Origin of the sequence: Yersinia rochesterensis (assembly GCF_003600645.1) — a bacterium.
GTDB lineage: Bacteria > Pseudomonadota > Gammaproteobacteria > Enterobacterales > Enterobacteriaceae > Yersinia > Yersinia rochesterensis.
Map to the genome: position 1 here is coordinate 2,069,891 of NZ_CP032482.1, position 15,431 is coordinate 2,085,321.

Here is a 15,431-nt window from a genome sequence, read left to right on the forward strand (position 1 = left end):
ACAAAGGTCAAGTAGACATTAGGCGCAGACTCGCCACTGTCAGTACAATAAATAACCATCATTCGGTAATTAAATCTATTTTTTATTTCATTCCCAGTGTTTTATATATGATTAATGAAGATTATCTGTTTGAATATCTTGTTATTTTATTGTAATCAAATCTACATAAATTTTAGGTTGTTAATTTGCTGTATATAGGCGATAAATTGCACAGCGAATGTTGATATCGTGCGGGAATGTGTAAAGATTTCGCCACGGACAAGCAATTGATTTACACTTAGTTAACTCATGATTTTGTTACCAAAGGGATTTTATCCGTGAAAAAACATTACATAAAAATGAAGGAAGTCAAAACATTGGCGGCATTGGCTATTGCTACCGCAGTTTGTATGCCAACTGCGATGGCTGGAACATGGTCTGTGGGGGCATCAGCATTAGTCAGTCCTGACCCTTATCGTGGCAAAAATGACCGTGTTTACCCCGTGCCTATCGTTTCTTATGAAAGTGATAATTTCTATTTCCGTACATTGGCTGCAGGTTATTATTTATGGAAAGATGATAATAATCGTTTGTCGATTGATGCTTATTACCTGCCGCTGCACTTTACGCCAGGTGATAGTGACGATCAGCAGATGAAGGCGCTGGATAAACGCCGCAGCACCATGATGGCAGGGATGTCATATTCTCACATTGAAGATTGGGGGACTATCCGTGCAATGTTCTCCGGTGACGTGCTGGATAACAGTGGCGGCTTTGTCGGTGATCTGGCCTATCTCTATCGCTTCAGTGTTGATAGCTGGACTCTAACGCCGGGCGTTGGTGTTAGCTGGAACAGTGAAGATCAGAACAAGTATTACTATGGCGTGAAGCGTGGGGAATCAGCCCGCAGTGGTTTGGCGCAGTACAGCCCGAATGATAGCTGGTCACCTTATCTGGAACTGTCGGCTAATTACAATATCAATCCCAATTGGAATGCTTTCTTTACTGGCCGTTATATCCATTTGGCAAATGAAGTGAAGAATAGCCCTATGGTAGATGCATCTTGGACGGGTGTGCTGTGGACTGGGGTGACTTACACCTTCCGCTAATTTATCGCGCACGATATCTGAACCATAAAAAATGGGGCATAAAGCCCCATTTTTGTATCTGTAATATAGGTCGTTATTGAGAATTCTTACGGCTACGGATGGTCATGGCGAGGCGAGCAGGGGAATCTGACGTCGCAACCAAAGGTTTGTTGACACGCGCAGTCTCGACACAAACCATTGTTTTATAACCATCATTTGGCATATCAACCATGCTGCTGGACAGCTCTGCTCCTGGGTTCCATGCAACCACATCACTTTGATGATGATGATGTACTTCAATGGTCCGTTTCAGCGCGGCATCTTTTATCAAACTGTAAGTTTCTGGCTGGGTATAAATTCGGTCAGTCTGACCATCAAACACCAAATCGCCTTGTTGAGTGGCATCAGCCACTTTCAGCACTTTATCAAGATACTTTTCGCCTAAGCCACTGATCTTAATCTGGTTGATATCGCCAATCTGGAAATAAGTATGTAACGCAGCAACCGTTTCGTAATCGCCGTGTGATTCTAATTCCATTTCACATTCTTCACCTAGCTTGAAGCGGGCAATCAAAGTGAATGGATGTGGCCAGAATTGACGGGATGCATCACTGTCTTCCAGTGTGAAGGTCAGGATAACCCCATTTTCATTCTCATCATGGGCGCTAAGCGTCCATGGCAGTAAACGAGCAAAACCATGAGGAGGTTGCGCTGATGGGCCAAACCAAGGCCAACAAATGGGTACACCACCACGAATAGCGACACCGTTTTTAAATGGCGTGTTATTGCTCAACCAGATAACCGGTTGTTCACCGCTTGGTTGGTAAGCCAATAAATGAGCACCTTGCAAGCTAACTGCGGCACGTACTTTTGGATGGGAAACGACCACAATTGGCAGGTCATCCAACTGACGCTGACTGATGTAAGGTGAAATTTGTTCAACAACAGGTAGGGTGAAGATTTTCTCGTTCATTCGTTTGGCCTTATGAGAAAAGGGGCTGGAGATCCATTGAACTTCAGACTTTCGATAATATCACAGGCTTTAAATCTTGCAGCAAATCAACGATAAAGTAGTAGCGTATCATTGATATTGCGCAACTTTTTATAGGGCTGAAATGGGCAGGGCGGTGGGTTCATCAATGACAGGTAATAAAAAAGCCACTCGAATGAAAGTGGCTTTTGGTGGAAATTTATACTCTAAATATCAATCCATTATTTGGAGATATGAGAGATCAAATCCAGAACTTTGTTTGAGTAGCCAGTTTCGTTATCGTACCAAGAAACCAGTTTCACAAAGTTGTCATTCAACGCGATACCGGCTTTAGCATCGAATACTGAAGTCAGTTTTTCGCCGTTGAAATCGGTAGAAACAACGTCGTCTTCGGTGTAACCCAGAACGCCTTTCAGCTCGCCTTCTGAAGCTGCTTTGATTGCAGCACAGATTTCTTTGTAAGAAGCTGGTTTTTCCAGACGTGCAGTCAGGTCAACAACAGAAACGTTAGGAGTAGGAACGCGGAACGCCATACCCGTCAGTTTGCCGTTCAGTGCTGGGATAACTTTACCCACTGCTTTAGCTGCACCGGTAGAAGAAGGGATGATGTTCTGGGATGCGCCGCGGCCGCCGCGCCAGTCTTTGTGAGACGGGCCATCAACAGTTTTCTGAGTTGCGGTAGTTGCATGCACAGTGGTCATCAGCGCTTCAACGATGCCGAACTTGTCGTTGATCACTTTAGCCAGTGGAGCCAGGCAGTTAGTGGTACAAGAAGCGTTAGAAACGATTTCCTGACCTGCGTATTCTTTGTGGTTTACGCCCATAACGAACATTGGGGTGTCATCTTTAGACGGGCCAGTCAGAACAACTTTCTTCGCGCCAGCAGCGATGTGCTTACGTGCAGTTTCGTCGGTCAGGAACAAGCCAGTTGCTTCAGCAACAACGTCAACGTTGACTTCGTTCCACTTCAGGTTAGCCGGATCTCTCTCTGCGGTAACACGGATGGTTTTACCGTTAACAACCAGATGGCCGTCTTTTACTTCTACAGTACCGTCGAAACGACCGTGGGTAGAGTCGTATTTCAGCATGTACGCCATGTATTCAGCGTCCAACAGGTCGTTGATTGCAACGATCTCGATGTCAGAACGTTCCTGAGCAGCACGGAAAACAATGCGACCGATACGGCCAAAACCGTTGATACCTACTTTGATAGTCATATATTCCACCAGCTATTTGTTAGTGAATAAAAGGTTGGTTGTAAAATTACAAAAACCTTACCGAGCGTCAAGCGGAATCGTGTCAATTATTGCTACAAATCAAACCAAGGACGTTAGATCGAACATTAATTACGCGTTTCCAGATACGATTAGCCTCATTTTTATATTGGGGCGAATTATTCAGTTTAAAGTGAGAATCAGTAATATTTGCGATTTTTATCACATTTATACTGTTGCCACTTTGATGGCATACAGTTTAGGACAATTTTAACTGCTTTGTTGTTAATTTTTTGTTATTATTAGACGTTGTTTTCGTTGACTTTATTCCCTGCCAGAGAACCGCACAAATGGCTAAAGAACTGAACCCTACAGAAAATATTGAGAAACTGACCGATATTCAGCGGCATGTCACCCAACAGCGGGGGACGGAAGCACCTTTTAGCGGAAAGTTACTGCATAATAAGCGCGAGGGCATCTACCAATGTCTGTGCTGTCATCAGCCGCTTTTTATCTCAGAATCAAAGTTTGATTCCGGCTGTGGTTGGCCGAGTTTTTATCAGCCGCTTGATGCAGAATCTATCCGCTATATTGATGATTATTCTCATAATATGCACCGTGTTGAGATCCGTTGTGGTCATTGTGATGCGCACTTGGGGCATGTCTTCCCTGATGGCCCACAACCGACCGGCGAGCGCTATTGCGTGAACTCGGCATCACTGAATTTTGTTGATGATCAAAATGGTGAACAAACTGCAGGTTAAATGTGCATTTTTGTCCCCCCATTTTAGATGTGAAAAATCGATTCAGCTTATTATTCGTTTACTGAGGATGCTCTGATGGAGCTTGAAGACCTGATTTCAGTGATGACGCCCGAAATTTACCAGCGTTTGATGCAAGCCGTTGAGTTAGGTAAATGGCCCGATGGTGTGGCACTGACGCCGGAACAGAAAGAGAACAGCCTGCAAATGGTCATGCTGTGGCAAGCGCGTCATAATAAGGATGCACAGCATATGAGCATCGGTACCGATGGCCAGATAGTGATGAAAACCAAACAAGAGCTGAAGCAGCAATTCAGCCAGCCGACACTGGTCAAGTTGAAGCCCGAGTGATCACTAAGGTAAGTCAGGTTGAATGCACAATTTAAGTTGCAGGTTCAAACGGAGCCACATTCGGCTCCGTTGATGTTTATACCCGTCAACCCGCCAGTGCTTTTATTTCAGCCATAAACTGTTCCAACGACTGTATGTTTGCTCCTGCTGCATTCATTGCATCAAGGGCCTGCTGGCTGTCTTGTGGTTGCAGATTGACCCCACGGCAACCCTCACTGATGACGGATGTTTTATAACCTAATGTCAATGCATCTAACACGGTGTATTTCACACAGTAATCTGTTGCCAACCCCATAATGAACAAATGGTCAATTCCCTGCTGTCGTAACCAATCGTCCAGTGGCGTTTTCGCTCGTCGACCATTGTCGAAAAAGGCGCTGTAGCTGTCGATATCAGGATCTTGGCCTTTACGGAAAATGTCGATAATCGCCTCTTGATTTAACTGCGGATGCAAAGCCGCGCCAGACGTATTTTGGACACAATGCACTGGCCACCACACTTGGGGTAATCCCGCCAAATCACCGACAGTCCAAGGCTCAGCCTGTGAATTAACGGCAAAACTCCGGTGCCCGGCAGGGTGCCAATCCTGACTGGCGATGACCGGTATTTTGTGTCTCAGACAGGTGTCAATAGCCTCATTAGCAATGGCAATCACTGCATCACCCTCGGCAACCGCCAACGCACCACCGGGACAAAAATCATTTTGTAAATCAATTAAGAGCAGTGCGGTATTCATTCACATTCCACCAAATCAGTTAGTCTCGGTCAGTTCGCCGCGCAGGTTTTGTTGCATCAACTGGCGAATCTCTTCGGGGGAGAGAGATTGGCTTAATAAATAATGCAATTTAGTCAGTGCCGCTTCCACCGTCATATCAAAGCCACTGATAACACCGGCGTGCGCTAACGCATTCCCGGTGGCATATCCGTCCATATTGACTCTGCCAGAAATACACTGTGTCAGATTCATCACTACAATACCGCGGTCGCTGGCATTTTTTAACTCATCTAATAACTCGGCTTTTTGTGGTGCATTTCCCACACCATAGGAGCGCAATATAAGCGCTTTTACCGGTTGCAACAGGAAATTGCGCACCACCGCCCCAGAGATTCCAGGATAAATAGTGACGACCCCAATGGGTTGAGGTGTGATCTTGTGAACAATCAATGGGCCGTTAACCGCCGGGGATTCGACTGCGGCCATCCGGCGAATATGAATCCCGGCCTCAAGCAACACCGACAAATTAGGAGAAGCAAAAGCATCAAATCCATCAGCATGTGCTTTGGTGGTGCGGTTACCGCGAAAAAGTTTGTTATTAAAGAACAAACTAACTTCATTCACCGGGTGATTGGCAGCCAGATAGAGCGCGTTGAGTAAGTTGGTTTGCCCGTCAGAACGCAACTCGGCCAAAGGAATTTGCGAACCGGTAACAATCACCGGTTTAGCTAAATTCTCCAGCATAAAAGAGAGGGCGGAGGCAGTAAATGCCATGGTGTCAGTGCCGTGCAAAATAACAAAGCCATCATATAAATCGTAATTTTGCTGAATATCATTGGCAATATGCTGCCAGTCCTCCGGTGTCATATCCGAAGAATCAATCAATGGGGCATATTCATGGATAGTAAAATCCGGCATCTCGGGGCGATGGAATTCCGGCATTAGCGCAAGCTGGCGCTGTAGATGGCCGGAAACAGGAATGTATCCGTTATCTGAGCGCTGCATGCCAATAGTCCCGCCAGTATAGGCGACATAAATAGATTTCTTTTGCATGGGTCATATGCCTAAAAAATAGTACAAAATGAGATAGATGAATTATAGGGCGACTGGCGAGGAAAAAAAGCCCGGCGGGTGCCGGGCAGAGTATTTATCTACTATTTACTCAATTGACTAGCGCACATCACCGCATGTTAGACATAAAACATAGCGATTCTGCGGGTCATTGAGTGTATTTAATAAATTGGGTTGATCTTTCACCGCTTGCGCCATTGCGGAAATAGGCGCAGGCAACCAGGCTTGAATTGCAGCAGGCAACATCGCCTGTACTGATGCGCTTATTTGACCGAAAATCAAATCACTGAGGCTTGGTTCATCAACAAACCAGTTCAGTTGCCAGGTTTTCAGTTGTGCCAGCTCAGCCACTTTCTTAACGGCGTCATCAAAGTCACCCAGTTGATCTACCAGACCATTATTTTTGGCATCCAGCCCAATCCACACATGGCCCTGCGCGATTTGGTCAACTTGCTCTGGCGTTTTGTGGCGGGCAGTCGCAACCAAATCAATAAAGGTTTTATAACCATTTTCGATATTGATTTGCATCATCTGAGAGAACTCAGGCGGCAAGTCTTTGGTCACAGAAATATTCGCCAGTGGTGAAGTCGCGACACCGTCGGTATGCACGCCAATGCTTTCCAGTGTGTTTTGGAAAGTATTAATCACCCCGAAAATACCAATCGAGCCGGTCAAGGTGCTTGGGTTAGCGATGATATAGTTAGCTGGGGTTGAGATCCAATACCCACCTGAGGCGGCCATACCGCCCATTGATACCACTAATGGTTTATTGGCTGCACGTAACGCCGCTAATTCAGAGCGAATCAGTTCAGAGGCGCTCACGCTACCGCCTGGGCTGTTTACCCGCAAGATAACAGCTTTAATTTTTGGATCCAAACGCGCCTGACGAATTTGCGCCGCCAGAGCATCACCGCCAACATTCCCAGGGGTCTGTGGGCCATCCATAATCGCGCCATTAGCAAAGAGAACCGCTATCTGCTCGCCTTGTTGTGGGGTTGGTGTCGGTTGGTAGTCATAAATGCTGACATAGTTGAAATCGTTACTTTTCTTATCCCAGCCAAAGGCTTTAACCAACTCATTTTCCACGTCCGGACGTGTGGCTAATTGATCAACCAGTTTGCTCGCCAGTGCATATTGCGCCGGAGAACCGCCAGCGGCCTGTAAACCACTGATAACCCCCGCAGCCCCTGGGAATAATTGTTCTGGGGTTAATTGCCGGTTAGCGGAAACCGCCGTCAGATAATTTTGCCATAGACCGCCAATCCAACGGCTGTCTGCTTCCCGTGCAGCCGGCGACATATCATCACGAATCATCGGCTCTACCGCCGATTTATAGGTGCCGACACGGAAGATATTGGTGGTGACTTTGAGTTTTTCCAGTAACGATTTGTAATACAGATTATTGCTGGCAAACCCATGCAGATCGATCGCCCCTTGTGGGGACAGATAGATCTTATTGGCAAAGCTGGCTAAATAGTATTGAGTTTGATTATAACTATCGCCAATAGCATAAATGGGTTTGCCCGAATCACGGAACTCCCGCAGTGCTTTCCCAATATATTGTAGAGAGGGCTGATCAGCACCGGTAAAGTCACTCAGTGATAACACCAAGCCAGTAATATTATTATCATTTTTTGCCAGACGGATGGTTTCGACAATATCAAACAGGGAGTTTTCCTGTAGACGATTGCTCGATGCGCCTAAGAACTCACGCCCTAATTGACGCAGTTTATTATTAACCGCGGGCTGATCGACCACGACACCCGTTAAATTCACTAACAGCGCGCCTTTAACTGGCTCTGTCGGCTTACTTTGGAACTGAAGGTAAACACCGACACCGACCAAAATCAGCAGTATCAGGAAAAGATTAAGAATAAACTCTCTGGCAAAATTCAGCAGACGCCAGGTCCACTTGAAAAAACCAGCAATAATTCGCCACAAAGTGCGCATGTTATCTCCAACAAAACCGGGCAAGTACAGTTATCCTAATGACCTGACGAACAAAAGTCAGCTTTAAATCATCGAGAAGCTTAGCTAATAGGTCAGCACTGGTAACAAAACGACAACTTATGCTACCTTGCTGAAAATGAAAATCGTTATCAGGAGAAAATGATGGATGCATTGGAACTGTTACTTAATCGCCGCTCGGCGTCGCGCTTAGCCGCTCCAGCCCCAGCAGGCGAGGTATTGGATCACATTATTCATGCAGGAATGCGGGCGCCCGATCATGGCACACTCCAGCCATGGCGCTTTGTTTTAATCCAAGATAAAGGGCTGGAACGCTTTAGCCAATTGCTACAGGATGCGGTCAAGCACGATGGCTCTGATGATGCGGTGTTGGAGAAAGCAAGACTGGCTCCTTTCCGCGCGCCATTAATCATTACTATTATTGCCCATGTCACAGAAAACCCGAAAGTCCCTAATTGGGAACAAATCGTTTCTGCCGGTTGCGCGGTGCAAGCGATGCAGATGGCGGCTCTGGCTCAAGGGTTCAATGGTATTTGGCGCACCGGCTCCTGGACGCACCATCCTGTTGTTCGTCAGGGGTTTGCTTGCCGTGAACAAGATGAAATCGTCGGTTTCCTGTATTTGGGGACACCGCAATTGAAATCAGCGACCAAAGTAACGCCGCCAGATTACTCGACTTTTGTCCGCTATTTCTGAAATTTACTATGCGAAACTGCGCAGCCTGTCGCTTTTATCGGCAATAAGCTGCGTTTTCGCCCGCTTTGTGACCAACCTATCTGCCCGACCGCGGCTCTCTACTTACTAAGCTAAGCTATAGGCGCTACCATAGACACCATGGATGCATATACCCGTCATACTTCAAGTTCCATGTGTGTTGGCTACGTTCAATTACCCGAATCACTTACTCATGTAAGCTCATCGGGTTCTCTCGCTTGCCGCCTTCCTGTAACTCGAATTATTTAGGGTATATATATCTTTAAACTGGTTATTACTGAATCATCAGATGGGAGAGTGCCATGACATCGCCAGCGATACGTCTTACTCAATACAGCCATGGAGCGGGTTGCGGTTGCAAAATTTCGCCCAAAGTTTTGGATAAAATTTTACATTCGGAGCAGGAAAAATTCCTCGATCCTCGCCTGCTGGTGGGCAATGAGACCCGTGATGATGCTGCTGTTTATGATATTGGTAATGGGGTCGGTATTATCAGCACCACCGACTTTTTTATGCCGATCGTCGACGATCCCTTTGATTTCGGGCGCATTGCCGCGACTAATGCCATCAGTGATATTTATGCCATGGGCGGCAAACCGATTATGGCTATTGCAATTTTGGGGTGGCCAATTGATAAACTGGCCCCCGAAGTTGCTCAGCAAGTCATTGAAGGTGGGCGATATGTTTGCCAACAGGCAGGGATTTCGCTCGCGGGTGGGCACTCTATTGATGCACCGGAGCCTATTTTCGGTTTGGCTGTCACCGGTATTGTCGGCACTGACCACGTGAAGAAAAACAGTGCCGCAAAAGCAGGATGTAAACTGTTTCTCACCAAACCATTGGGGATTGGCATCCTAACCACGGCCGAGAAAAAAAGTCAATTACGGCCGGAGCATCAAGGGGTTGCAACCAAAACCATGTGCCAGTTGAACAAGTCTGGCGCTGACTTTGCGCATATTCCCGGGGTCACTGCCATGACAGATGTGACCGGGTTCGGCTTGCTGGGCCATTTAAGTGAGATTTGTCAGGGGTCAGGTGTCCAGGCGACATTGCATTTTTCGGCTATCCCGCGTTTACCGGCGGTTGAAGAATATATTGCGGCGGGGTGTGTTCCGGGGGGAACTGGCCGCAACTTTGACAGTTATGGTCATCTGATTGGCAAAATGTCCGATTTACAGAAGAGTTTACTCTGTGACCCGCAGACATCCGGCGGCTTGCTGTTAGCGGTCTTACCAGAAGCTGAGGCGCAAGTACATGAAATTGCAGCTCAACATGACTTGGTGCTCAGTGCTATTGGCGAGTTAGCTACGGTGGATAGTCGTCGAGCACTGATTGAGATAACAGAATGATTTTTCCTTTGCTGCCCTTTTTTTTGATGCATTCGCGCGGTAAATGATGCGACTTTTTATTGCCGAAAAGCCCAGTCTGGCACGGGCGATAGCGGATATTTTGCCAAAACCGCATCGTCGGGGTGATGGATTCATTGCCTGTGGTAATGATCAAATGGTGACCTGGTGTGTTGGTCATTTATTGGAACAAGCTCAACCCGATGCTTACGACAGCCGCTATGCGCGTTGGTCATTAGCGGATTTACCGATTATTCCTGAAAAATGGCGATTGCAGCCGCGCCCCTCGGTGAGTAAACAATTGAATGTTATCAAACAATTGTTGCAACAAGCCGATGAAGTCGTTCATGCGGGTGACCCTGATCGCGAAGGTCAACTTTTAGTTGATGAAGTCTTGGATTACCTCGATTTAGCGGCAGAAAAGCGGAAAAACGTACGCCGGTGTTTGATTAATGACTTAAACCCGCAGGCTGTGGTGCGCGCGGTAGAACGTTTGCGTTACAACCGTGAGTTTATCCCGCTTTGTGTTTCAGCATTGGCCCGAGCCAGAGCCGACTGGCTATATGGCATCAATATGACTCGCGCCTATACTATTCTTGGGCGCAATGCAGGCTATGATGGCGTGCTGTCGGTTGGCCGTGTTCAGACGCCGGTATTAGGGCTAGTGGTACGCCGCGATGAAGAAATTGAAGATTTTGTCGCCAAAGATTTTTTTGAGGTAAAAGCCCATATCGTCACGCCGGCTGATGAACGTTTTGTGGCGTTATGGCAACCGAGTGATTCTTGTGAATCCTATCAGGATGAAGAAGGGCGCTTGTTACATCGCCCACTGGCAGAACACGTCGTTAACCGCATAACAGGTCAGCCAGCGGTTGTAACGTCCTATAATGATAAACGGGAATCAGAAACCGCCCCGTTGCCATTCTCTCTTTCTACTTTGCAAATTGAGGCGGCAAAACGATTCGGATTGAGCGCGCAACAAGTGCTGGATATTTGCCAGCGATTATATGAAACGCACAAATTGATTACCTACCCGCGCTCGGATTGCCGATACCTACCAGAAGAACATTTTGCCGGACGTCATTCAGTGCTCAATGCTATCAGTATTCATCAGGCAGACCTTTTGCCGCTGGAAGTGATGGACAGTGACCGGCGTAACCGCTGTTGGGATGACAAAAAAGTCGATGCTCACCACGCGATTATTCCAACAGCGCGCGCCAGCAAAGTGAATTTGACGGCCGATGAGAGCAAAGTTTACCGATTAGTCGCGCAGCAATATTTGATGCAGTTTTGTCCTGATGCGCAATTTCGAAAATGTGTTATTGAACTGGATATTGCAGGCGGTAAGTTTATCGCCAAAGCTCGTTTTCTGGCGGAGGCAGGTTGGCGTACCTTGCTTGGCAGTAAAGAGCGGGATGAAGAGAATGAAGGCGCGCCATTGCCGGTGGTTGAGAAAGGCGCTGAGTTACTGTGTGAACGTGGCGAAGTTGTTGAACGCCAGACCCAGCCGCCGCGGCCATTTACTGATGCCAGTTTATTATCAGCCATGACCGGCATTGCCCGTTTTGTGCAGGATAAAGAACTGAAAAAAGTATTACGCGCTACCGATGGTTTAGGAACGGAAGCCACACGAGCAGGGATTATTGAACTACTGTTCAAACGAACTTTTTTGTTTAAGAAAGGCCGTTATATTCATGCCAGCCCGGCAGGACGAGCATTAATTCATGCATTACCCGATATCGCTGCTCGGCCCGATATGACGGCTCATTGGGAATCAACACTGACGCAAATCAGTGAAAAAAACTGTCGCTATCAGGATTTTATGCAACCGCTGGTGGCCACATTGCAGGATTTAATCAGTCAGGCAAAACAAAATCGGTCGCCTCAGGTTTTTCGTGGGTTGCCAGCCGCTCCTACAGGGGCGATAAAGAAACGCAAGAAAACGCCGACCAAAACCAAGGAGACTAAGTCATGAAAATATGGGTAATGCTAGGGTGCATGGGGTTTGCCACACTTATTTCTGGCCAGGTTTTGGCAAACCGGAATAATGTTGATGTCGTCGTTCCTTTACCTCCCGAAGTTTGGAATAACTCATCAAATCGCAACAGTAATCCGTGTACCCGTTGCTGTATTTATCAAAATCAAAACTATTCGGAAGGTGCAGTATTGCGGGTTGAGGGTGAAGTTTTACAATGTGTGCGGGACCCTAATGTGATCGGAACTAACCCATTGATCTGGAAAAGATTAACCCGATAGCTAATTACTTTTTTTGGCGGATAAAAGCTTCTAATAATGGAATGTCGGCGGGTGCCAGAGGGTAGTTATGAACATCCTCTGGCATTAGCCAGACGAGGGCAGAGTGGCAATGTAAAACAGGCTCACCATAGAAGCTTTCAATGTGCCAGGCATGCAGTCGAATGATGCCTTTCGGTGAATCCCACTGATTAGTCGCAATATATTGGGTTATCACCGCGTCAATATTTAACTCTTCGGCAAGTTCGCGTATCAATGCTTGCGGTTGGCTTTCTCCAGCCTCGACTTTCCCGCCAGGGAATTCCCATAAACCCGCCTGGTCGCGATGTAAATCTCGTTGCGCCAATAAAATTTTACCGTTCCGTTCAATAATCCCCGCGACGACATCAATCATTTTTATTTGCCTGACTACAGTGGTTTATTTATTTCGTTTAGATGTGCCCTATAAGCAAATAGGGCATAGCAAAATCTGGCGTTATTAGAGTGCGAATTCAGACCATACTGGAGCGTGGTCTGAGGGTTTTTCCATGCTTCTAATATCGTAATCAATACCTGTGGCAATGCAGCGAGCTGCCAGAGGGTGGCTCGCCAATAATAAATCTATGCGTAAGCCTCTATTTTCGTCAAAACCACGCGAACGATAATCAAACCATGAAAATTGGTCATTACAATCAGGATTTGCTGCACGGAATGTATCCACTAGCCCCCAATTTTGTAAACGCTCCAGCCATGCACGTTCTTCAGGCAGGAATGAACACTTGCCCGTACGCAACCAGCGTTTGCGACTCTCTTCGCCAATACCAATATCCAAATCTGTTGGACTGATATTGATATCTCCCATAATCAGTACTTGGGCATCAGATGACAGTTGCTGCTCCAAATACTGCTGTAAGTCAGCATAAAAACGCTCTTTAGCAGGAAACTTTGTGGGGTGGTCACGGCTTTCTCCTTGAGGGAAATAGCCATTAATCACGGTTAAAGGACCTTGCGGTGTCGCAATGTCAGCCATAATAATACGGCGCTGCGCATCTTCTTCATCGGTAGGAAAACCGCGTCGTACGGCCAAGGGTTCATTCTTGGTTAACAATGCAACGCCGTAATGGCCTTTTTGTCCATGATAATAGACGTGATAACCATGTTGACTGACCTCTTCAAGCGGAAACATATCATCATGTACTTTTGTTTCTTGAAGCCCAATAACATCGGGTTGATGTTGTTCGATTATTGCAGCCAGTTGATGTGGTCGAGCACGTAGGCCATTGATATTAAAAGAGACAAACTTCATGGTCAGCACCGTATGTTCGCTAGAAATGATTCCGAATATTAGCAGATACCGAATGAAAATGTAATCCATAATAAGAGAATGCCTCTAGGCTATTATAAAAATTAAACAATGAAAAATCACTGAAAGAAAAAATATTTAAAAAAATAGATTACTGATCCTATATAAGGTGAAAAAAATAACTATATTATTCACCATTAAGTTTCACTGGGGTTAAATATAGGTTTACTTTTCACTGGTATTATTTATAGCATTAATCACTATAGAGTTATTTTCGTATTTTTCAAATCATCATAAATTTATTGTCATATTCTCGCGGTGATTATCATCATGAGAATCTATTGGTTTATCTCACTCTTCGCCTTGTGTGGAAAAATGGATTCAGCTGCAAAAAAAGTTCCTGCAAATATTAACTATTTTGTCAATTATAAATATTAGCAGTGACGTTTATTTTTTCATATTTGATGGCATTAACTGATTTTGTAACAAGGAGAATAAAAAATAGTTATTTGATATCATAGATCTACATCGGATTGTCTGTTAAAAATGTTTGTAATGTTAGGGTGATAATACACAAAATCGCCAAAACTTTGATTGCAAAAAATGTAACTTCACGTCGTTAGTGTCTACGCGACAATAATTTTTGATAATATATCTATAAATTATTCTAAATCCAACGGGTGTTTTTTTTATTATATATCAAAGAATATCTACAGTTAGCATTATACACGTAGGCATGCTTGTTGTTTTTTCTGATTAATTTTTACGCAAAGCAAAGGATTGGTGAATTATGTTTCTATCTCGTAAGTTTGAAGCCTTTATGGCTGTAGTTGAAAATGGTTCGCTGAGTAAGGCTGCAAGAGTAATGAATAGAACTACACCCCCTGTAGCAAAGTCTATAAAAGACTTTGAAAGCATAATAGGCAAAAAATTATTTAAACGAGAAAAGTTTGGTATGAGTTTAACTCGGGATGGCGAGGTTTTATATAATGATCTAAAAGATTTATATCAGCAAGAAAAAGAAATAACCAAAAAACATCTTACTGGTCATGTTTCTAATGTTATCAATATTTATTACGACTGGGGGAAAAGTGAAAAGCTGACGAAGTTGTATAAAGTCGCTGAGAAAAATAACATCCAAGCTAATATAATAAAATTTTATTATGAAAATATTGATGAGATTGGAGATTATGATGGAAACTCGCTGATACTCTCATCAGAAAAAATCCCCAGTGACAGATTTATACTATTGAATGAAGTCCCAGATAGTGGCTTTGGTATTTATGGCAGAAAAGATATAATTAATGAAAGTCCAGATATAATAAATATCCTTCATAATAATACGTGGCTGTGTAATCCTACATTATATAGAAGTAAATTTGTTAAGGATTTAGAGGAATTGGTTAAAAAACAACATGATAAAGTCAGTGTTAGACAGGTAGATAACTTGGCTTGCTGTTTGGATTTTATCTATTCAGGTAGATATATCTGTATTACAGACTCTATCATGGATAATTTTAATGGTGATTCAAAATTGGATTTCATAAACTTAGCTAATTTCCAAGATGAAAACAAACTGTATTTTTACAAATCAAGGTCACATTCAAGCGTACTAAATGGATTAATTGATTATATTTATAGTTTGGTATAACCATACAATGTTATTTATTTTTCAGAGAAAATGATTAATTTATCCCT

Annotated in this window: 15 protein-coding genes; 8 read left to right on the plus strand and 7 right to left on the minus strand. The window is 44.8% G+C overall.

Going from position 1 to position 15,431, the window contains the following annotated elements:
- The first annotated feature begins 338 nt into the window (after positions 1 to 338).
- A complete protein-coding gene (locus DXZ79_RS09740) occupies positions 339 to 1,088 on the plus strand; it encodes a MipA/OmpV family protein (protein ID WP_425330481.1) in 750 nt (249 codons plus the stop codon).
- Positions 1,089 to 1,161: 73 nt separating this feature from the next.
- Here the strand turns inward: DXZ79_RS09740 and DXZ79_RS09745 are convergent, their stop codons facing one another.
- Both DXZ79_RS09745 and gapA read right to left on the minus strand, forming a co-directional pair.
- A complete protein-coding gene (locus DXZ79_RS09745) occupies positions 1,162 to 2,040 on the minus strand; it encodes a D-hexose-6-phosphate mutarotase (protein WP_120011244.1) in 879 nt (292 codons plus the stop codon).
- A 239-nt stretch (positions 2,041 to 2,279) separates the two neighbouring features.
- Positions 2,280 to 3,275, minus strand: a complete 996-nt coding sequence (gene gapA / locus DXZ79_RS09750; RefSeq protein ID WP_032819960.1) for a glyceraldehyde-3-phosphate dehydrogenase — start codon at positions 3,273 to 3,275, stop codon at positions 2,280 to 2,282.
- Positions 3,276 to 3,622: 347 nt separating this feature from the next.
- Here gapA and msrB point away from each other — a divergent pair, with 347 nt between their 5' ends.
- Positions 3,623 to 4,036 (plus strand): peptide-methionine (R)-S-oxide reductase MsrB, encoded by a 414-nt coding sequence (msrB, locus tag DXZ79_RS09755; protein WP_038633268.1) that lies wholly within the window; start codon positions 3,623 to 3,625, stop codon positions 4,034 to 4,036.
- Between the two features lie 75 nt (positions 4,037 to 4,111).
- Positions 4,112 to 4,384 carry a YeaC family protein gene (locus DXZ79_RS09760; RefSeq protein WP_038633265.1) on the plus strand — a complete coding sequence of 91 codons (273 nt, stop codon included), beginning with the start codon at positions 4,112 to 4,114 and terminating at the stop codon, positions 4,382 to 4,384.
- An 85-nt stretch (positions 4,385 to 4,469) separates the two neighbouring features.
- On the opposite strand, the gene pncA is transcribed toward DXZ79_RS09760, so the two are convergent.
- The 3 genes from pncA to sppA form a co-directional block, all read right to left on the minus strand.
- The gene (gene pncA, locus DXZ79_RS09765; protein ID WP_038633263.1) at positions 4,470 to 5,120 is read right to left on the minus strand and encodes a bifunctional nicotinamidase/pyrazinamidase; all 651 of its coding nucleotides are present in this window, start codon (positions 5,118 to 5,120) and stop codon (positions 4,470 to 4,472) included.
- A gap of 15 nt (positions 5,121 to 5,135) precedes the next feature.
- The gene (gene ansA / locus DXZ79_RS09770; protein ID WP_038633260.1) at positions 5,136 to 6,152 is read right to left on the minus strand and encodes an asparaginase; all 1,017 of its coding nucleotides are present in this window, start codon (positions 6,150 to 6,152) and stop codon (positions 5,136 to 5,138) included.
- Between the two features lie 117 nt (positions 6,153 to 6,269).
- Positions 6,270 to 8,120 (minus strand): signal peptide peptidase SppA, encoded by a 1,851-nt coding sequence (gene sppA, locus DXZ79_RS09775; RefSeq protein ID WP_120011245.1) that lies wholly within the window; start codon positions 8,118 to 8,120, stop codon positions 6,270 to 6,272.
- 162 nt (positions 8,121 to 8,282) lie between these two features.
- Here sppA and DXZ79_RS09780 point away from each other — a divergent pair, with 162 nt between their 5' ends.
- From DXZ79_RS09780 to DXZ79_RS09795, 4 genes are all read left to right on the plus strand, one after another.
- Complete coding sequence (locus DXZ79_RS09780) at positions 8,283 to 8,834, plus strand: NAD(P)H nitroreductase (protein ID WP_038633255.1); 552 nt, start codon at positions 8,283 to 8,285, stop codon at positions 8,832 to 8,834.
- 320 nt (positions 8,835 to 9,154) lie between these two features.
- Positions 9,155 to 10,201 (plus strand): selenide, water dikinase SelD, encoded by a 1,047-nt coding sequence (gene selD, locus DXZ79_RS09785; protein WP_038633252.1) that lies wholly within the window; start codon positions 9,155 to 9,157, stop codon positions 10,199 to 10,201.
- 46 nt (positions 10,202 to 10,247) lie between these two features.
- Entirely contained in the window at positions 10,248 to 12,173 is a 1,926-nt protein-coding gene (locus tag DXZ79_RS09790) for a DNA topoisomerase III (RefSeq protein ID WP_038633249.1), read from the plus strand.
- The gene (locus tag DXZ79_RS09795; RefSeq protein ID WP_038633246.1) at positions 12,170 to 12,454 is read left to right on the plus strand and encodes a DUF1496 domain-containing protein; all 285 of its coding nucleotides are present in this window, start codon (positions 12,170 to 12,172) and stop codon (positions 12,452 to 12,454) included. Before DXZ79_RS09790 ends, DXZ79_RS09795 begins: the two co-directional genes overlap by 4 nt.
- Positions 12,455 to 12,458: 4 nt before the next feature.
- Here DXZ79_RS09795 and DXZ79_RS09800 read toward each other — a convergent pair whose 3' ends face one another.
- Positions 12,459 to 12,845, minus strand: coding sequence for a pyrimidine (deoxy)nucleoside triphosphate diphosphatase (locus DXZ79_RS09800; RefSeq protein WP_050291750.1), 387 nt, complete (start codon positions 12,843 to 12,845; stop codon positions 12,459 to 12,461).
- 84 nt (positions 12,846 to 12,929) lie between these two features.
- Entirely contained in the window at positions 12,930 to 13,736 is an 807-nt protein-coding gene (gene xthA, locus DXZ79_RS09805) for an exodeoxyribonuclease III (RefSeq protein WP_038633240.1), read from the minus strand.
- A 787-nt stretch (positions 13,737 to 14,523) separates the two neighbouring features.
- Between xthA and DXZ79_RS09810 the strand changes: the two genes are divergently transcribed.
- Entirely contained in the window at positions 14,524 to 15,384 is an 861-nt protein-coding gene (locus tag DXZ79_RS09810; protein WP_038633237.1) for a LysR family transcriptional regulator, read from the plus strand.
- Positions 15,385 to 15,431 lie beyond the last annotated feature (47 nt).